Origin of the sequence: Roseivirga sp., assembly GCF_034669765.1 — a bacterium.
In the GTDB taxonomy this organism is placed as follows: domain Bacteria; phylum Bacteroidota; class Bacteroidia; order Cytophagales; family Cyclobacteriaceae; genus Roseivirga.
Genome location: NZ_JAXMOQ010000003.1, coordinates 111,270 through 129,209, shown reverse-complemented (window position 1 = coordinate 129,209; position 17,940 = coordinate 111,270). Strand labels below are relative to the sequence as shown.

22 protein-coding genes are annotated in these 17,940 nt (G+C 40.0%); 7 read left to right on the top strand and 15 right to left on the bottom strand.

Going from position 1 to position 17,940, the window contains the following annotated elements; genetic code table 11:
* Positions 1-95: 95 nt before the first annotated feature.
* Positions 96-584 carry a hypothetical protein gene (locus VOI17_RS06625; RefSeq protein ID WP_323756457.1) on the bottom strand — a complete coding sequence of 163 codons (489 nt, stop codon included), beginning with the start codon at positions 582-584 and terminating at the stop codon, positions 96-98.
* A 330-nt stretch (positions 585-914) separates the two neighbouring features.
* Between VOI17_RS06625 and VOI17_RS06620 the strand changes: the two genes are divergently transcribed.
* Entirely contained in the window at positions 915-1,526 is a 612-nt protein-coding gene (locus tag VOI17_RS06620) for a DUF2306 domain-containing protein (protein ID WP_323756456.1), read from the top strand.
* On the opposite strand, the gene pgl is transcribed toward VOI17_RS06620, so the two are convergent.
* The 3 genes from pgl to VOI17_RS06605 all read right to left on the bottom strand — a co-directional run bounded on the left by pgl (position 1,515) and on the right by VOI17_RS06605 (position 3,694).
* The gene (gene pgl / locus VOI17_RS06615) at positions 1,515-2,231 is read right to left on the bottom strand and encodes a 6-phosphogluconolactonase (protein WP_323756455.1); all 717 of its coding nucleotides are present in this window, start codon (positions 2,229-2,231) and stop codon (positions 1,515-1,517) included. The genes VOI17_RS06620 and pgl overlap by 12 nt on opposite strands.
* Positions 2,232-2,241: 10 nt before the next feature.
* On the bottom strand, positions 2,242-3,123 hold the full coding sequence (locus tag VOI17_RS06610; protein ID WP_323756454.1) for a mechanosensitive ion channel family protein: 882 nt from the start codon (positions 3,121-3,123) through the stop codon (positions 2,242-2,244).
* Between the two features lie 85 nt (positions 3,124-3,208).
* Positions 3,209-3,694, bottom strand: a complete 486-nt coding sequence (locus VOI17_RS06605) for a gluconokinase (RefSeq protein WP_323756453.1) — start codon at positions 3,692-3,694, stop codon at positions 3,209-3,211.
* A gap of 103 nt (positions 3,695-3,797) precedes the next feature.
* On the opposite strand from VOI17_RS06605, the gene VOI17_RS06600 reads away from it, so the two are divergent.
* Complete coding sequence (locus VOI17_RS06600) at positions 3,798-4,208, top strand: OmpA family protein (RefSeq protein ID WP_323756452.1); 411 nt, start codon at positions 3,798-3,800, stop codon at positions 4,206-4,208.
* Here the strand turns inward: VOI17_RS06600 and VOI17_RS06595 are convergent.
* On the bottom strand, positions 4,205-4,927 hold the full coding sequence (locus VOI17_RS06595; protein WP_323756451.1) for a flavodoxin family protein: 723 nt from the start codon (positions 4,925-4,927) through the stop codon (positions 4,205-4,207). The genes VOI17_RS06600 and VOI17_RS06595 overlap by 4 nt on opposite strands.
* A gap of 97 nt (positions 4,928-5,024) precedes the next feature.
* Positions 5,025-5,216 (bottom strand): CsbD family protein, encoded by a 192-nt coding sequence (locus tag VOI17_RS06590; RefSeq protein ID WP_323756450.1) that lies wholly within the window; start codon positions 5,214-5,216, stop codon positions 5,025-5,027.
* Between the two features lie 258 nt (positions 5,217-5,474).
* Between VOI17_RS06590 and VOI17_RS06585 the strand changes: the two genes are divergently transcribed.
* Genes VOI17_RS06585 through VOI17_RS06575 form a run of 3 tightly spaced genes read left to right on the top strand, consistent with a single transcriptional unit; the run spans position 5,475 to position 9,662 of the window.
* Positions 5,475-5,804 carry a PadR family transcriptional regulator gene (locus VOI17_RS06585; protein ID WP_323756449.1) on the top strand — a complete coding sequence of 110 codons (330 nt, stop codon included), beginning with the start codon at positions 5,475-5,477 and terminating at the stop codon, positions 5,802-5,804.
* Complete coding sequence (locus VOI17_RS06580) at positions 5,801-8,416, top strand: ABC transporter permease (RefSeq protein ID WP_323756448.1); 2,616 nt, start codon at positions 5,801-5,803, stop codon at positions 8,414-8,416. The genes VOI17_RS06585 and VOI17_RS06580 overlap by 4 nt, the downstream gene beginning before the upstream one ends.
* Before the next feature lie 31 nt (positions 8,417-8,447).
* Complete coding sequence (locus tag VOI17_RS06575; protein WP_323756447.1) at positions 8,448-9,662, top strand: NAD(P)/FAD-dependent oxidoreductase; 1,215 nt, start codon at positions 8,448-8,450, stop codon at positions 9,660-9,662.
* A 70-nt stretch (positions 9,663-9,732) separates the two neighbouring features.
* Here the strand turns inward: VOI17_RS06575 and VOI17_RS06570 are convergent, their stop codons facing one another.
* Positions 9,733-10,107: a hypothetical protein gene (locus tag VOI17_RS06570; protein WP_068413612.1), complete on the bottom strand. Its 375-nt coding sequence runs from the start codon at positions 10,105-10,107 to the stop codon at positions 9,733-9,735.
* Positions 10,108-10,212: 105 nt separating this feature from the next.
* The gene (locus VOI17_RS06565) at positions 10,213-10,803 is read right to left on the bottom strand and encodes a hypothetical protein (protein WP_323756446.1); all 591 of its coding nucleotides are present in this window, start codon (positions 10,801-10,803) and stop codon (positions 10,213-10,215) included.
* 212 nt (positions 10,804-11,015) lie between these two features.
* Between VOI17_RS06565 and VOI17_RS06560 the strand changes: the two genes are divergently transcribed.
* Positions 11,016-11,576 carry an acyl-CoA thioesterase gene (locus VOI17_RS06560; protein WP_323756445.1) on the top strand — a complete coding sequence of 187 codons (561 nt, stop codon included), beginning with the start codon at positions 11,016-11,018 and terminating at the stop codon, positions 11,574-11,576.
* 37 nt (positions 11,577-11,613) lie between these two features.
* On the opposite strand, the gene VOI17_RS06555 is transcribed toward VOI17_RS06560, so the two are convergent.
* From VOI17_RS06555 to moaA, 5 genes are read right to left on the bottom strand one after another with little or no spacing between them, the layout of a single operon-like run.
* Positions 11,614-12,672 (bottom strand): WD40/YVTN/BNR-like repeat-containing protein, encoded by a 1,059-nt coding sequence (locus VOI17_RS06555; protein WP_323756444.1) that lies wholly within the window; start codon positions 12,670-12,672, stop codon positions 11,614-11,616.
* Positions 12,672-12,926, bottom strand: a complete 255-nt coding sequence (locus VOI17_RS06550) for a hypothetical protein (protein ID WP_323756443.1) — start codon at positions 12,924-12,926, stop codon at positions 12,672-12,674. Before VOI17_RS06550 ends, VOI17_RS06555 begins: the two co-directional genes overlap by 1 nt.
* A gap of 53 nt (positions 12,927-12,979) precedes the next feature.
* Positions 12,980-13,456 carry a cyclic pyranopterin monophosphate synthase MoaC gene (moaC, locus tag VOI17_RS06545; protein ID WP_323756442.1) on the bottom strand — a complete coding sequence of 159 codons (477 nt, stop codon included), beginning with the start codon at positions 13,454-13,456 and terminating at the stop codon, positions 12,980-12,982.
* A gap of 3 nt (positions 13,457-13,459) precedes the next feature.
* On the bottom strand, positions 13,460-14,668 hold the full coding sequence (locus VOI17_RS06540) for a molybdopterin molybdotransferase MoeA (RefSeq protein ID WP_323756441.1): 1,209 nt from the start codon (positions 14,666-14,668) through the stop codon (positions 13,460-13,462).
* 9 nt (positions 14,669-14,677) lie between these two features.
* On the bottom strand, positions 14,678-15,658 hold the full coding sequence (gene moaA / locus VOI17_RS06535) for a GTP 3',8-cyclase MoaA (RefSeq protein ID WP_323756440.1): 981 nt from the start codon (positions 15,656-15,658) through the stop codon (positions 14,678-14,680).
* 36 nt (positions 15,659-15,694) lie between these two features.
* On the opposite strand from moaA, the gene VOI17_RS06530 reads away from it, so the two are divergent.
* Positions 15,695-16,702, top strand: a complete 1,008-nt coding sequence (locus VOI17_RS06530) for an XdhC family protein (protein ID WP_323756439.1) — start codon at positions 15,695-15,697, stop codon at positions 16,700-16,702.
* Positions 16,703-16,805: 103 nt separating this feature from the next.
* Here the strand turns inward: VOI17_RS06530 and VOI17_RS06525 are convergent, their stop codons facing one another.
* Positions 16,806-17,381 carry a DJ-1/PfpI family protein gene (locus VOI17_RS06525; RefSeq protein ID WP_323756438.1) on the bottom strand — a complete coding sequence of 192 codons (576 nt, stop codon included), beginning with the start codon at positions 17,379-17,381 and terminating at the stop codon, positions 16,806-16,808.
* A gap of 174 nt (positions 17,382-17,555) precedes the next feature.
* Positions 17,556-17,924: a DUF1801 domain-containing protein gene (locus VOI17_RS06520; RefSeq protein WP_323756437.1), complete on the bottom strand. Its 369-nt coding sequence runs from the start codon at positions 17,922-17,924 to the stop codon at positions 17,556-17,558.
* Between the last annotated feature and the right edge of the window lie 16 nt (positions 17,925-17,940).

Here is a 17,940-nt window from a genome sequence, read left to right as displayed (position 1 = left end):
GGCCTTAGCAATGACTAAGGTCTGAGATACTAATTCTTTGTGTTTACGCTTGATTTTTTCTGAGAGGAAAGCTAAAAGGGATGAGTTCAACATCTTTATTCAAAGAGCTCATCGGTTACATAAAAATAAAACTTACGTGTACGTACTCTTCTATTGTCATCCCATGGCCTTATTTTGTTCCAAGCCTTGTAGGCAGTTAAATCAATATTGGCTTTCAAAATATTTCCATCCACTATTTTGTAGATATTCAAATAGTGAATCTTTGAGTTGAGTTCATCACTGGTCATTACTATTTGACTACCCAGAGAAATGTGGTCTAGAATCTTATGGTCAGATCTATCAAACCAATCATTATTATACTCTCCTAGTGAAACAGAATCGATTTTTATGGAACTTAAAAGCTTTAATTGATTACTATTGCGATCTTCAAGTACTTGGTTATCAGTAGAATAAGAGATGTATATAGTGTCGGAAGTTTCATTCTCGATGTATGCACTCTGATCGGTGTACTCTATGTCGGGAGACGCGTCCGTGCAAGCACTGAAAACGAGAAGAACAAAAATCAAAGAAGTTAGCTTTTTCATAAAGTGTGTTTTTATTGGGTATAAATATAATTATTACCTTTCTATTTATGTAAGGTTCAGAAGATTTAATTTTGAATTTCTTGTAAATATGTTGTTGGTCACAAATCGGTTTGGCATTGCTCTTAAATCTAAAGTGGGAGAAGTGGATTAAGGCTCGATTGAGAGATTGATGAATTCAATATATCATCTTGATTACAGTAGATTTCCCTTTTGAATGTCACTTTTATTTTCATTCGAGAGGTCTTATCTTGTAGTTGAGCAAGTCTATTTTTTTGAATGACACTAGGTCTGGCCATCAATTGTGGGAAGATGCTTTTTAATTGATTTACGATGAAAAAATTTGGTTGGTTTATCCTAGTCTTCTTTGCCATAGGTGTTGGCTTGTACCCTTTGGGCTACATATTCACAGAAAATCTAGAGCAATTCGGACTGCTTTCCCAAAAATCAGAAGCCATTAAATCCAGCCAATTATGGAGGCTGTTATTCAATATTCACATTTATGTTGGGGGATTTTCTTTGTTGATAGGATGGTCTCAATTCATGAAGAAATTCAGGAATAAGTACCTCAATTTTCACCGAAACTTGGGCAAAGTCTATGTGATTGCTGTGCTGCTGAGTGGCATAACGGGCTTATATATTGCTGTCTATGCTGAAGGTGGTTGGGTTTCTAAATTGGGCTTTATCGGCTTGGCTTGTGCTTGGTTGTACACTACCATTCAGGGGTATAGAACGATACGGAAAGGGAAAGTTTCCCTTCATGAAAAATGGATGATTAGAAGCTATGCCGTTACTTTTGCTGCAGTTACGCTTCGCATTTGGTTACCAATGTTTCAAGTAGGTTTTGGAATGGATTTTATCTCCGCTTATGTAATTATCGCTTGGCTTTGTTGGGTACCTAATTTGCTTTGGGCTGAATGGAGAATACGAAGACTAAAGCTCTAATTTTCCGGAAGCGGCTTTGTCTAAAAACCAAATCAGCTCACCATGGGTAGGCTTTATGTAGGCCGCTGGGTAAAGTTCACAGTGGCCAGTGATATTTAGAATTTCATTCACTTTTTCAGCTTTAGCTTCACCTACCACTACAAAGCAGACTTCCTTAGCATTATTGATCACTGAGCCCGTAAGCGTAATTCGTTTTTGACCAGAAGTTGGATGTTCCGCTACAGCACAAACTTCTTTTGAAGTAAGCAGGCCCATCTGATGAGGGAAAATTGAAGCAGTATGGCCATCTTCACCCAAACCAAGTATTACCAAATCGAATTGGGGTAAACCGTTAATTGAAGGCAGGTTTTCTGTAATCAATTTGCCATAACGAGTAGCTTCTTTTTCTGGGTTGTTTTCACCCAAAACACGATGAATATTCTCTTCAGGTATTTCGATGTGTTGAAAAAGGTATTCATAGGTCATACCGAAGTTACTTTCGCCAGAAGTAGTCAGTACGCAGCGTTCATCTCCCCAATAGAAGTGAAATTTGGTCCATTCAATTTTATCTAAATATTTCTGTGCCAGAACTTCAAATAGAAGTTTAGGAGTTGAACCACCAGAAAGTGCAATGTTCAACCGATTAACCTGTAGCTGTTTTTCGCATAAATAATCCGCAAAGGCTTTTGCAGTAGCTTCAGGGTTCTTAAAAGTTTTAATTTCCATTGGTTGAAATCTAATCGTTTTTCATTGCGGTAATTTCCATGGCAGCCGAAGCTATTTTCAATTTGCCATTACTGGCCCTGATGGCTTCTAAAATTTGAATGTAAAGCATGTCTTTTGTAGTTCTACGCATTTTATAATTCACAATGTACCGAAGGGTAAAAGTCATCCAGCTCTCATTAAAAGACATACTTACCATAGGGGTGATTTGTGCATTTTCTACATAAAGACTTTGGGTCATTTTATTCCAAGCTTCCTGAGAATTTTTTGTGAAATCACCTAAAGAACTTTCCAGAATTGCCAGGAAAGTGTCCTTTGCGTATTGGTAATCTGATTCCGTTTTGAGTGGGATTGTCATTTCGTCCCATAAAAAAGGAAAGTCTGCAGAATAGTTAAAAACAGGCTCTTTGAACACAAAGCTGTTGGAGATTCTTACAATTCTACCATTATAAAGATCACCATCTACCCATTGGCCAACCTCCATAAGGGTAGTACGCAAAACCCCAATATCCATCACATCGCCTTTGATACCACCAAGTTGCACTCGTTCACCAGTTTTATAGAAATTACCGAAAACTATGGCTAACCATCCCGCCACGCTGGTGATTACTTCTTGCAAGGCAAAGGCAATTCCTGCACCAGCAACCCCCAAGGCAACGCCAAAACCACCTAAACGGTCACTGTATACTGTAGTAATGAGGATTATGGTCAGGAAATAACCTATGAAACTGATGAGCTTTTTAGTCCTATGTCGGTTGTCAGCTGCTTTGATTTTTCCAGTGAACCTGTTTTGGATAAATTTAATCAGTATCCAAATGACAGATAGACCAACGAAAACGATTACCAAATTGCTGATGGCAGGGTCATTCATAAGTTCTGTGATACTCTTTTCCATAAGGGATAACTATATACTTTGTGAAAATACCGAAAGTCTGTGAATAATGATCGTAATGGCTAAAATCCTTTAAGCAGAATTCGATTCACCTATTCGTTATTTTACCTTCAATTTCTTCCAAGACCTTATCTAGACTGTTTTCAGCATTTATAACTATTGCGTCTTTTGGATCTTCCAATATGGCCAATTGCGATTGAACTAAGAGGCGCTGTAATGATTGGGGTTTTCTGTTGATTAAGCGCTCCATTGCTTCTGCCTCTGAAGTCTTTAAATATACCAAGATGATGCTTAAGCGCTGCGAAAGGTAATCACGATAGGATTGTTTTAAAGCCGAGCAAGCCAATATAAAATCTGATCTATGCGTATTTAAAACATGCTCTACAATTGAAGCTAACCAAGTCCAATGATCATCATCATTTAGAGAGATTCCACTACTTATTTTCCTGATAATCTCTTTAGTTTGAAAGTCATCAGCATCGAGGAAAGGGATGTGACAAGACTTAGATAGTGCTTCTCCAACAGTGGTTTTTCCTGCACCCGAAACACCCATGATCATGATTAATCTCTTCATTTTAGCCTCTAAAATTACCGAATATCAGAAAAATATAGGCAGCTCGTTACCTTTGGTTTTATTATAGATGTATAAATCATTTTTATGCTATAAATTAAGGGAAGTGAAGAGCCTCTTTGTCGCCATATTGATTTTCGGTTGTCTGTCTACCAAAGCCCAAGTTGGAGATCCTTCTTATATTCGAAGTGTTTTTTTTAGAGGAGGAAGTTCTTATGTTAATTCACAGGAATCTAAGCAGTTATTAGCTTTTCTTGATTCCATTCCGAATGTTCATAATTTCATGATAACAGTGCATAGTCACACAGATGATGTTGGCGGAAGCGAATACAATGAGTTGCTTTCCGAAGCGCGAAGCCAATCTGTGATAAAACTGCTTTTAGAAAATAAGGACGTTAAAAAAGAGTCCATTGAAATCAAAGATTTCGGCCTTTTCAACCCCACTTACGACAACTCTACGAATTATGGTAGACGTATGAATAGGAGGGTGGACATCATTTTTTGGCTCACCATTTAGCTAGGACCTTCTCTATATTCTGGATTCTCAAAGCTCCATCTGTTACCGTTATCCCAGTCTTTTCTAGAGTTGCCATAAGCAGAATAACCACCCGCTTCTTTCAGCATTTTACCCAAATGCATAAGGTTATAGGTCATAAAAGTGGTGTTTCTATTGGTGAAATCATTTTGACCCGCATTCGACTCTTTGTCTAAATAACTCGGGCCAGGACCTATTTCACCTAGCCATCCGCAATCTGACTGAGGCGCTATTGAATACCCAACATGCTGCAAGGCATATAGAATAGACATCGCGTTATGTTTTACACCATCTTCGTTTCCAGTAATTACACAACCACCCACTTTGCCATAGAAGAGGTATTGACCTTTGTCGTTTTGTATGCCACTCATGGCATAAAGTCGTTCAATCAGCTTTTGAGCTACCGATGACTTTTCACCTAGCCAAATAGGCGTACCTATAATAAGAATATCAGCCTCTAACACTCGCTTCACCAGTTCTGGCCATTCGTCTTTTTCCCAACCATGCTCTGTCATATCAGGGTAAACACCCAAAGCCACTTCATGGTCAACCAATCGCATATGGTCAACAGTGACTCCTTCCTTTTCCATAATGTCCATGGAGACTTTCATGAGTCCATCGGTATGGCTTACCTCTGGTGATTTTTTAAGGGTACAATTAATGTATAATGCTTTTAGCGCAGTAAAGTCTATGGCTTTCATGATCTTGGTTTTAGTGAAATTTGTTATTGATGCTCTGATACATTAATAGCCCATTAGGATTCCTACTGGGCTATTAATCGGGCTAACTATTAGGTGACTAGAGTGAGTCGATGAATTTTTTAACGGCTTCTTTTGACTCACCTGTCTTTTCTTGAATTCTACCAAGAAGTTCATCTTCCTGGCCTTCAGCGTATGTTAAATCATCATCGGTAAGGCTACCATATTTTTGCTTCACTTTACCTTTAAGTTGATTCCAGTTTCCTTTGATTTTATCTTTTATTGCGTCCATGTTTTTTTATTTAGTTCTGCTTAAATAGGCGCAACAGCCGTTCCATCAATTGAAGTTTGTTTATAACTGCTTGTTATACAGATGTTTGTGTATTTTTGTTGTGAAAAACGAGTCTGTTTTCATGTGAGACTTTTCTACAAAGCATGGATTTCATTGCACATGTTGTGGCTCCGGCCTGCCTAAATAATCGTTCAGCTTTGTAACCTTTTACATAGTCTTGAGTATATTGTTTACAAAAGTGATGATAATGTTATTGTAATGAGAGGGACACACCTGGGAGAATTCGAAGAACTTGTGCTTTTGGCGGTTGCCGCACTTAATGATAACGCTTATGCTGTGGTGGTAAAAAGTGAAATAGAAGAGAAGGCCGATCGCAAAGCGAACATCAGTGCCATTCATACTGCCTTATATCGGTTGGAAGAAAAAGGTTTTTTAGAGTCCAGCGTTGGAGGGGCTACAAAAACAAGAGGAGGGAAGAGTAAGCGTTTTTTTAAGGTCACCGCTTATGGCTTTAAATCCTTGAGAGAAGCTCAATCATTGCGTCAGTCCTTTTGGAATGCAATTCCACAGTTATCAACTCAAAAATGAAACAACAACAGCCTCCTGTATTATTAAGGAAATTACTGAAACGGATCATTTCTCCCGAAATCTACGATGAAGTGGAAGGCGATTTGGCCGAACTTTTTCAAGAACGATTACACGATATGAGCATGGCAAGGGCCAAATGGCGCTACTTCATTGATGTGCTTTGCTCACTTCGCAATTTTGGTTTAAAACGAAAACTCACATTTTATAACCCACTGGTCATGTACAAAAACTATTTCAAAATCACCTTCCGAAATTTGCTCAAATACAAGGGCTATTCATTCATTAATATTTTCGGGCTTGCTTTGGGCATGGCTTCTTGCTTGCTCATTCTTCTTTTTGTCAACAACGAACTCAGTTTCGATGGCTTTCATGAAAAGAAGGCCAACATCTACCGGCTGGACGAGGTGCAGAGCTTTGGCGCTGTTTCAGAGCAAAAAGTAGCCTTATCCATGTATCCCATGGGGCCAAACCTACTGGCTGATTATCCTGAAATTACGGATTTTACTCGCTATTGGACATTGGGCAGAACATTGGTTCAATATAAAGATCAATCACACTATACCGAAAACCTTGTTCGAGTTGATACTTCCTTTTTGAAGATGTTCGATTTTCAGATGATAGAAGGAAACAGGTATTCCGTATTTGATGAACCTAACAATCTGATTTTAAGCGAAACATTGGCCAAGCGAATTTTTGGAGACGAAAACCCAATTGGCCAAGTTATTAGAACTGGTGAGGGAGATGAGAACCAAATAAAGGTAACAGGCGTGTTCGCAGATGTGCCCGATAATTCTCACTTACAGTTCGATGCTTTGACGAGCACAAAACTTTGGGATTCAGAACAAAGAAGAAATGGATGGGGATCGAATTACCTCAATACCTATTTGCAGCTGGCGAATAACACAGATGTTGAAAAGCTTGAAGCCAAGTTTGATGACTTTCTGGTGAAATACATGGGCGAAGAGGTGTTGGAGTTTTACTCCTTATTTCTTCAACCTTTGTCTGACGTGCATTTGGGCTCCATGGACATTACTCACGACTACAATAACCACAAGAAATTTGCGCGTAGCTCAGTGAATATATTTCTGATTCTGGCCTTTTTCGTTCTGCTCATTGCCAGTATCAACTTCATGAATCTTTCTACTGCTAGAGCAGCTACCCGATCTAGGGAAGTTGGTGTTAGAAAGTCAATAGGGGCCTATAAAGGACAGATTACAGGACAGTTTATGATGGAGTCGATTATGTTGTCCTTTATTGCGTTAATTATTGCCTTTTTATTGAGTTTTGCCGCCATTGGGCCTCTGAACGGAATTATAGATAGAAACCTTGATCTATCGTTTTTCTTCCAACCACTCCACCTTATTCTGGTTTTGGCTATTGCTATATTCATCGGCTTTTTATCAGGAGTCTACCCCGCTTTGGTGATGTCTGGTTTCAATACGGTAATGGCTTTGAAAGGCAGCGGAATGAAGGCTGGTAAATCCTTCTTCAGAAATGCACTGGTAGTGTTTCAATATGCCATTGCCATCGCTATTATCATTGGTACTGTCTTGGCTACTCAGCAGCTTAATTATATGCAGAACCTCGATTTGGGCTTCAAAAAGGAATTGGTGGTCACCGTCAACATGTATAATGACACCAATTCGAAATACGAATTATTCAAAACCGAATTGAGAAATCAATCGAACATTACCGATGTAACCGCTACTACGCAACGATTGGGTAATAACTTACACCAGACAAGCATGCAGTACAGGGCCGACACCGCTTTGATTAATGGCTCTAGTTCGTTTGTGGTGGTAGACAATAATTTTATGGACTTCTTTGAAATGGAAATTTTGGAGGGCAGGGCTTTGAGTGACCAGTATGCCAATGATAAAGCAGGGTTAAGTTTTGTAGTGAATGAAACCTTAGCCAAAGAGTTAGGCGCTGGCGACAGAGAAGTGCTGGGGATGCCATTCCATTTTGGCGGAAACGACACGCTTGGAGTCATAGTGGGGATTGTAAAGGACTTTAGCTACAATAAGCTCAATTTGAAAGTAGAGCCACTTTTCATGAGTCAACAACCATGGGGTTGGAGCGAAGTAGATGTGAAACTGAGAGCAGATAAACTGCAAGAAGGCCTTGCTGAAATTGAAGCAGTATGGTCTACACTTTATCCTCAGCGTCCGTTTGAGTATCAGTTTTTGGATGACCACATCGATAAGATGTACCAGTCGGAGCAACAGCTGACAAAAGTGATTAGCATACTGTCTGTTTTGGCCATTATCATTGCCTCCCTTGGTCTTTTCGGTTTGGCTTCCTTTACCGTTAAACAGCGTTTGAAAGAAATGGGAATTAGAAAAGTGTTGGGTGCTTCGGTAAGCCAAATAGTAATGATTCTCTCGAAGAAATTTACCGCTTTGGTATTGATCGCATTCATCATCTCAGCACCAATCACTTATTATATGATGGACCAATGGTTAGCGAGTTATGCCAACAGTATTGGTATAGGCATCGGGATCTTTCTGGTTGTAGGTATTGGCTCTTGGCTCATTGCGCTACTGACAGTGAGTCTACAGTCTTATCGTGTAGCAAGTTCAAACCCAGTTGAAACTTTAAGGATAGAGTAAGGCATTGAATTAGTCTTTATATCTTTGGGCTATGCCCCAAAATATAGCAGTTATTGGAGGAGGGGCGGCAGGGTTTTTTGCCGCCTTTTCTTGTAAAGTTCACTCACCCGATGCTAGGGTAACCATTTTTGAGAAAACTGGAAAGCTACTTTCTAAAGTAAAGGTTTCTGGAGGTGGGCGCTGCAATGTAACGCACGCTTGCTTTAATAATAATGATTTAGTGAAATTCTACCCAAGGGGAGAAAAGCAACTTAAAAAAGTATTTGGACAGTTTACGACAACAGACACCTTGGCATGGTTTGAGGAAAGAGGAGTAGAGTTGAAAGCCGAAGCTGATAACCGAATGTTTCCTACCACCGACAACTCTCAAACGATTATTGACTGCTTTTTAAAGGAAACGAGTAAGCTTGGAATTCAAGTGGTGCTCAACACTAATATATATTCCATTAAGCCTAAAAGTCCTGGCTTTGATTTACAAATTGGAGAGAAAATTCAGCATTTTGATAAAGTGATTGTCGCTTCTGGTGGAAGCCCAAAAGCACAAGGCTTTGATTGGCTGAAGGATTTGGGGCATGAGATAATTTCTCCTGTACCTTCACTTTTCACATTCAATATGCCCAAGGAGCCTATCAAGAACTTAATGGGACTGTCGGTTCCAGATGCTACTGTGCGCGTTCAGGGCACTAAACTTCAGCAATCTGGGCCATTGCTCATTACTCACTGGGGAATGAGCGGCCCAGCCATATTAAAGTCTTCCGCATGGGGTGCTCGGGTATTGGCTGATCTTGGTTACAATTTCAACATTCAGGTGAACTGGTTAGGGACAATGAATGAGGAAGAGTTGAGAACTTGGTTTGTCAATTCACTTCAAACCATTGGGAAAAGGAAAATCAGGAATAAGAATCCGTTGGACCTACCAAATAGGCTCTGGGATTTCTTTTTAGAGAAAGTAGAAATTGATGGTGAAGGTATTTGGGCTGAAATAGGTAAGAAGAACCTCAATAGGTTAATCAATCTCCTTTTGAACGATACCTATGAGGTGAAAGGAAAGACCACTTTTAAGGAAGAGTTTGTGACCTCGGGAGGTGTGGCCTTGGCAGATGTTAATTTCAATACCATGGAAAGCAGGAAATGTCCAGGCTTGTTCTTCGCGGGAGAAGTGATCGATGTGGATGGTGTGACTGGTGGCTTTAATTTTCAGGCTGCTTGGAGCACCGGTTTTGTAGCAGGGAAGCCTTCAGCATAGTTTTATTAGGTAAAAAAAAAGAGCTTCTGAAGAATCAGAAGCTCTTTTGAGTTATGATTGAAAACTCAAATTAGATTTTAACAAGCTCTGCTTGAATGCTGTACTTGTCTATGATACGTTGTGTGAACTGCATGCTACCATGGGGAACATAAATTTGAAATTCACCACTTTTCATTTTAGCCAATAACTCAAGCACTTTCCATTTACTGGCCAATTCACTTGGGTCTACATCTTTCTTAGAGATTTCGAAGTATCCTTTTCCGCCCCATTTCTCAGCAGTAATGTCAGGAATCAATTCAGATTCGTGATTTTGGCCTACGATACTTGCAGGTACTTCATAAGGTTCAATAGTGGCTTTTATGTCGGTAAAACCTCTACGCAAAAGCTTACTAATTACTTCTTCAATTTTCTCATCGTACTTTGAACCTTTAGATTCTGCTGTCATAACTTCATTTTTGGATTAGAAATCCGTTCAATTAAACAATATATTCAAAAAGGCAGGATTGATGTTTGTTGATCGAATCCCTCCTTAAGTAAATTCTAATAGATTTTAATTTCCCTCCGGTGGGGTAATCATTATATGAGCCCGGTGTGTTCCAGGAAACATCAACCACGGATGGCCAGGGCCATTTGGTCTTAGAGGTAATCCTGTTGACGCTTGAGTAGCTTGAGGTGTATAGATTACATATCTATAACTTGCTCCCTCAATTTCCTCGGTTTCAGGATTGTATTTGGCATCTTGGCCATAATAGATATGAAGTACAGAGCCATAATTGGGCATTTTTAATGTGCCGGCTTCTGCTTCTTCCTCTCTCATTGTGAGTACATCTGCTCTGCCTTTACCTTTGGATTTTAATTCACGTCCGCGGGCCATAAAGGGTTCAGCATCAACTCCGTAACATACTACTTCAAACCCTTCTTGGTTTGGATCATCTGAGCGAACAATAAAACCATTTGTTCCTTCACGCAACGTGATAAACTTTCCGTCTTTATCAAACCCATAAACATGAGCACCGTCTCTCACTTCAACAGGAGCAGCCAGCAATGCCATTTTTATTTGATCAGCCTTGTTGTCTTGAGCCTTACAGCCAACACACAGGATTAGGGAAAAACAGAAAGGGATAAATTTTAGGAGTTTCATTGGCGCAGATATGCCGCAATATACGAAGAGTATCGCATTTTACAGAATATAATACCCAATAGAATTAATTAAGAATAAATAAATTGTTATGTTAGAAGGTTTTACTCGACTTTTCGAGTTGTACTTTCGGGTTTTAAACCCGAATTGCTAAAAGAGATATCCCTTGATATGAAAAGTTTTGTCATCTTTAGCCTTATCCAGAAACTATCGATATGAATAGAACAATTTACCGCACTGTTAATTATTCCAAGACGCTCATTACGGAGTTAATGATTCCTTCTTATGCCAATTTTGGTGGTAAAATTCACGGAGGAACCATTCTTTCATTAATGGATAAGGTGGCCTATGCCTGTTCTGCTAAGCATGCAGGTGGCTATTGTGTTACTGCTTCAATGAATGTGGTGGATTTTTTAGCACCTGTTGAGGTGGGTGATTTAGTGCACTTACATGCTTCTGTAAATCATGTGGGCACTTCTTCGGTTACCGTAGGTATAAGGGTAGAGGCGGAAAGCATTATCACCGGAGAAATTAGGCATACGAACTCTTCATACCTTACTATGGTGCGCTTGGATGCAACTTCTAAAAAGGCAATCCCTGTTCCGGGGTTGATATTGGAAACCAGAGAAGACATGAGAAGGTTTTTAGAGGCAATGAAACGGAAAGAGTTGGTGCAAGAGTACAAAGCCAATTTCAAAAACACCGTAGATAGTTTGGATCTAGATCATATTGAAGAATTGTTGAAGGATCAGAATTGTCAAATTCAAAGTGCTTGAAGTTTACTTTCGTTCTGAGTACACCTACCTTTTTTTACTAAAGAAATAAGGTAACGGATCGAACCGCACTCAAATTCTGACTTATTGTAGTCCAATGCTGGCCTTTGTCCATTGAAATATAGAGGTTACCATTGTTTGTACCGAAAACCAAAGCATTACCCATGATGTCCATTGCATCGCGTAATACGAGGTCAAAAGCTGGGTTTGGAAGTCCGTTTTCGAGAGACTCCCAGTTTTGCCCAGCGTCTTTTGTGTAATAGACTGCTAGTTTTTGCTCGTGCGGTATTCTCAAATGATCGCTCTGTGCTGGGATTACCCAAGCCTCAGAATCATTGTCTTCAGCAATGGCCATTGCAAAACCATAGACCGCTTTTCCTTTCTGATCGGTAAGGTCTTGCCAAGTTTTTCCGTGGTCATTAGAGCGATAGATACCACAATGATTTTGTTGCCAGAGTATGTTGGGGTTTATTTTTGACTGACAAATCGTATGCGGGTCATGGCCAACAACGCTTTCTGAATTGGGTAAAAAGAAGGCTTTGAGCCCCGTATTGTTCGGTTGCCAAGTCATTCCTCCATCATAAGTTTGGAAAACACCCGCACAGCTAATGCCTATGATTAAATGCTCCTCATTTTCTGGATTTGTTAACAAGGTGTGCAAAAATGGTGAGTTGCTTCCTTTTCCACCGCCTTGCCAATTGGACCGAGAGGGGTGATTGCTGAGTCCATTCATTTCATTCCAGCTTTTGCCCAAATCATCAGAGTAAAATAGTGCGGCAGGTTCAGTTCCAATGTGTATGCGGTGAACAGGGCCTATGCTTTGAGATTTAATCGTCCAAATGGATTTGAGTGTAAAAGGGCTGTCAGTATGGAATTTAGGGCTGTTTACTTCAGTAAATGTTTTGCCCATGTTTGCTGAAACATAAACCTTTGGTCCCCAATGTTTGTGGTTGATGGCTACCCACCAATGTTGGTTTTTATCGGCATGAAAAGTACCAATAGGCATTCCTATAAAGTGAATATCGGCCAAAACCCATTCGCTATTTTTCGCTTGCTTATAGATAAGCAAGCCTTTGTCTGTGCCTACTGCTAACTTCATTACCCTCCCGATATGGCTTGTATAATGTGGATTTGAGCCGATTTTGATATTTCGGTATGTACCTTGACGTCATAAGGTTCATCGTCAATATAGAACTTTACGTGTTCTCTTATCTGACCTTTTTCGTTAACCAAATAGCCTTGTATTCCTTGGTGTTTTTTCTCTAGTTCTGAAAGGAGTACTTTAATGCTGTCCGCTTCAATATACTCTTCCTTTAGGTTTGGGAAGAAGGTTTTGAGGGCAGATGTAAACATTACATGAGGCATAAACTCAAAGCTATTAAAATCTGGAAGAATTCAATTCAATATTATGCTTGGCTGAAATCACTTTTTCCACCTGTCTTCTTTATCAAACGGGTGTTTTGAATTTCGATGTTATGAGAGAACGCCTTGCACATATCATAAACCGTTAAGGCGGCCACCGAAGCACCAGTCAATGCCTCCATTTCAACGCCAGTTTTTCCAAAAGTTCTGGCCTCGCAAGTAATTTCAACCCGAAGATTTTCTAGAAGTTTGATGTCGATTTCAACTTTGCTCAAAGGCAGGTTATGACAAAGTGGAATCAATTCAGATGTTCTCTTGGCTCCTTGAATACCAGCAATAATGGCCGTTTGAAAAACAGGGCCTTTCAAAGTTTTGATTTCGCCTTCAGCGATATGGGCCTTCATTTCGGCTGGAAGTTGAACAATGCTTTGAGCAATGGCCGTACGTTTGGTTTCTACTTTATCGCCAACATCTACCATGGTGGGCTTGTTCTGATCTATATGGGTGAATTCTTTGCTCATGATTTAAAACAGATTTCTAAAAGGTACAAAATCATAGACTTCTCCTGCTTTGAAAACCGACTTTTCAGCAGGAAGAATTACGAAACCATCGGCCACAGCAAGATTGGCAAAATCTCCCGATCCATGCCCAATAAAAGGGGAGACCAGCAGTGTTCCGTTTTCATCAAAGGCAGTGGCGCATTCTAAAAAGTAGGTGAGTGGCCGCGGAAAACTGACTTCTTTGTTAAGTTTTACTTTGATCGTTTTTGGAGTGATTTTTAGCGAAGCATTTATCCAGGCTTGAATATACACCGAGGCACACATAAAGGAAGAAACAGGATTACCTGGCAAGGCGAAAATGGTACTTCCATTGGTTGCCGTACCAAACCAAAAGGGCTTTCCTGGTCTTTGGTTTACTTTATGAAAATGCTTTTGAACGCCCAGCTCATCTAAAATCTCAGGTAGGTAATCAAACTTGCCTTTCGACACACCTCCGGTTAACACAATGCATTGATATGTCTCGATTAACGCTGCCAAATCTTCTTTCATCAAAGCCTTGTTGTCATTCATGTGATGCATGGAGGTTTCTACTCCATATTGATTGAGCAAGGCTTGGATTCCGTAGTTCCCTGACCTTCTGATTTGGTGTGCTGCAGGAGTGGTTTCAATGGAGACTAATTCATCGCCAGTGGTGATTATTACCGCTTTGGGCGGAACGAGCACAGAAAGCTCGGCCTTTCCTATGGCTGCGGCAATATTCATTTCAGGCGCTCCTAACTTAGTTCCTTTTTTAAGGAGGGTATCACCCAATTGTCTATCCATTCCCTTAAAATGGACGTTTTGTTGCGGCTTAATCGTTTCGATATTAACGGTTGCAGTGTCATCCACAATCGTTAAATCTTCATAACGAATAACCGTATCCATGCCAATGGGCATCATGGCTCCAGTCATAATTTGCACACATTCAGCAACATTCTTGACTGTGTATTGTGGTGTGCCTGCTGGAATAGTTTTTTCGATTTTAAAGTGCCGTTGCCCTTTTTCAAACTCGGAAAAGGCAATGGCAATTCCGTCCATTGTCACCCGGTCAAAAGGAGGGAAAGGACGATCGGCTTTAAGGTCTTCGTTTAAAATTAGACCTACACAGTCTTTCAATTCTCTTTTTTCAACTAAGGGAATGAAAGGGTGGTCTTTAACGATATTAAGTGCTTCTGTAAACTGAATGAATTCCATAGGGTGATTTTATCCGCCAATGGTGGCCATTGATTCAAAAGGATTTGATGATTTTTGTTGGGCTTCAAAGCCGTCTTTAGCTCGGTTGCTGAACAGCGTACTAAACTGATTTCTTATTTCTTCATCCGTAGCACCAGCACGCATGAAGTCTCTAAAACTGAAGCTTCCGCCATCATACAAGCAGGTTTTTAGTTCGCCTTTTGGCGTTAACCTTATTCTGTCGCAGGAATGGCAAATGGTACGCGTATAGGCCGGAATGATCCCGAAACTTCCTTTGGCATTCGGTAATTGATAATTGAGCGAAGTAGAGCTTTCTGCGTCAGCGAGTTTTTCAACATTAGGATAATGGCCTTGAATATGTGCCAAAATCTGTCGGGCATTCCACGTGATTGGCGTGAATTTTTTCCCACCCCCGTTGAAAGGCATTTCTTCAATAAATCGAACGCTTACCTTATGCTGTAAAGTGAGTTCGCACATAGGAATGATATCTTCAATATTGTGCTCTTCCATCACCACCATATTGATTTTAGTTGTAATTCCTGAGTCCATCAATGCATGAAACGAATCCATTACCTGATCAAATTCATCCCTTTTCGTGATCTTCAGAAAACGCTCTTTATCCAAGCAATCTAGACTAAGGTTGATGGCATCAATACCCATGGCTTTGAGTTTGGGTAAATGCTCAATGAGGCTGGTTCCGTTGGTGGTAATATTCACGGAATTAATGCCTTCAATGGTGCTGATATTTTCAATCAACTCCATAATATTCTTTCTAACGAATGGTTCACCACCCGTAATTCTCACCTTATTGATCCCCATTTCTGCCAGAATCCGTGTCAGCCTTTCCATTTCTTCGAAAGAAAGAATTTGGCTCCGATGGCTGAAATTCAACCCATCTTCGGGCATACAATAAAAGCAGCGCAGATTGCACCTATCGGTTACTCCTAATCTCAAATATCTGAGTTGTCTGCCGTGATTATCGTAAAGCAAGTGTATCTTCGTTTTTAGTGTGAATAATGTGCAGTAATGATTGATATAGTTTCAAGTATACGCAAATTAAACAGAGATGGGCAAACTCTTGCCATAGCTACGGTAATCAATACATGGAAAAGTTCGCCAAGACCAGTGGGTTCTGCATTGATTATTTCTGAAAATGGAGAAATGACTGGCTCAGTGAGCGGTGGTTGTGTGGAAGGTGCTTTAGTGAAAAAAGCACTCGAAATCATTAAAAATGGAAAAGCAGAGCTACTTCATTTTGGTGTTTCTGATGAAGATGCTTGGGAAGTAGGGTTGAGTTGCGGTGGTGCTCTGGATGTATTTGTCCAGCCATTTTACCCAGAAGCCATTTGGACTACAATGGATGAGCTTTTAAATCAAGATGAAGGTTTTATGCTCTTGTCTAGTTTGGAAGATAAGCCGCAGTATTCCATCGTAAAAGCCAATGGAGAAACCACGGGAGCTGCATTTGATAAGTCGCTCTTACCTGAATTGGAGCAGGCTTTTTACGAAGGAGATAGCAAAGTGCTAAGCTCAGGAAGTCATTTTGTGCAGGTGTTTCCCAAAAAACCAGTCATGCTGCTGATCGGTTCGGCACATATTACTGTAGAGCTGACGGAGCTGGCGCATATGTTTGGTTTTGAAACTATTTTAATTGACCCCAGAGCTACTTTTGCCAGCAAAACCCAATACAGAATAAAACCTCAAACCATACATGTGAAATGGCCTCAGGAAGTGTTGCCCAACTTGAAATTAGACAAGAACACTTATGCCGTAATCCTCTCTCATGATCCCAAAATAGATGACGAGGCTTTGAAGATACTGTTAAAATCTAAGGTGGCTTATATTGGTGCTTTAGGCAGCAGAAAGACCCATGCCAAGCGTGTTGAAAGGTTACAGGAATATGGGTTTAGTTCTGAAGTAATTGACAGCATTCATGCGCCAATAGGAATTGATATTGGCTCAAAATTACCAAGGGAAATTGCCTTGAGTGTAATGGCAGAGGTGATTAAAGTGAAGAATGGGGGAGGTAAATAATAAGGTTGCTCTTTTGAGTTCTCAAAAAAAAATGTCCGACAAAAGCTTTGCTAAGCCATTAACGGACATTTGATTTATAGTTGATTCCTACTCTGAAATCGGCTTATATTTCGATTTTAGCACCCATTACTTTTAAGAATTCTCTGATAAAGCTTGGGTGCGCAGGCCATGCTGGAGAAGTAACTAGATTTCCGTCTACAAAAACTCCATCTGCAGGAATGGATTGAAATTCTCCACCAGCCAAAGTCACCTCAGGCCCAACAGCTGGGTAAGCGGTGAGTTTTCTTCCTTTTACAACATCAGCAGCGGTTAAGATCTGAATGCCATGACAAATTGCAGCAACAGGTTTATTAGCAGTGAAAAAGTGCTTTGTGATTTCTATGATTCTCTGGTTCAGCCTCAAATACTCAGGTGCTCTACCGCCAGCAATGACTAAGCCTTGGTAGTCCTCAACATTCACCTCGTCAAAGCTATAGTTCAATGCGAAATTGTGACCAGGTTTTTCAGTATAGGTTTGATCTCCTTCAAAATCGTGGATGGCAGTTTTAACTATATCGCCTTTTTTCTTATCAGGACATACAGTATGCACTTCGTAACCCACCATTTCAAGCATCTGAAAAGGGACCATTGTTTCGTAATCTTCTGTGAAGTCTCCAGTGAGGAATAATATTTTTTTCATTGTCTTAAATTTTAGATGATAAAAATTGGCTTCTATTCATTTCATATGTGCTGTACACAAATAAGAATAAAGTATCTCTAAAATTTAGGTAAATAATGTGTAGTTATCGAAGTGTGATATTTATCAAATTGTTATGATTTGAAAGTTGAAAGAATTGAAAGATCGATTTAGGACTTATTTGGTCTTGATGATTCCCTTTCTGTATAAATCCAATGCGCTATGTAGAAGCATTTCTATGGTGTTTTTAGGTAGATCTGCATTCGGGTTTACCCTAAAAATCTTCATTCTCGACCTTGTGCCGGTTTCTAGCTTTGGATGACCTAACAGTTTTCCTTCCACAAAAAGAATATAGGGCTCGTCTGTTTTCTTGTCTGTCCATAGGTAGCAAAACATCTTCTTCTTGAAACAGAAGCAAGGCATCCCGTACTTTTTTGTTTCCGTAACTTCTTCGTCTTGTTTCAGAATTAGACTTCGCAAAGCCAGTAAGCAGCTTTTGTTAGGCTCTTCTTTATTCAAGTAGTATTCGTCAAAATTATCGAGCACGGTTATTTGAGTTTAA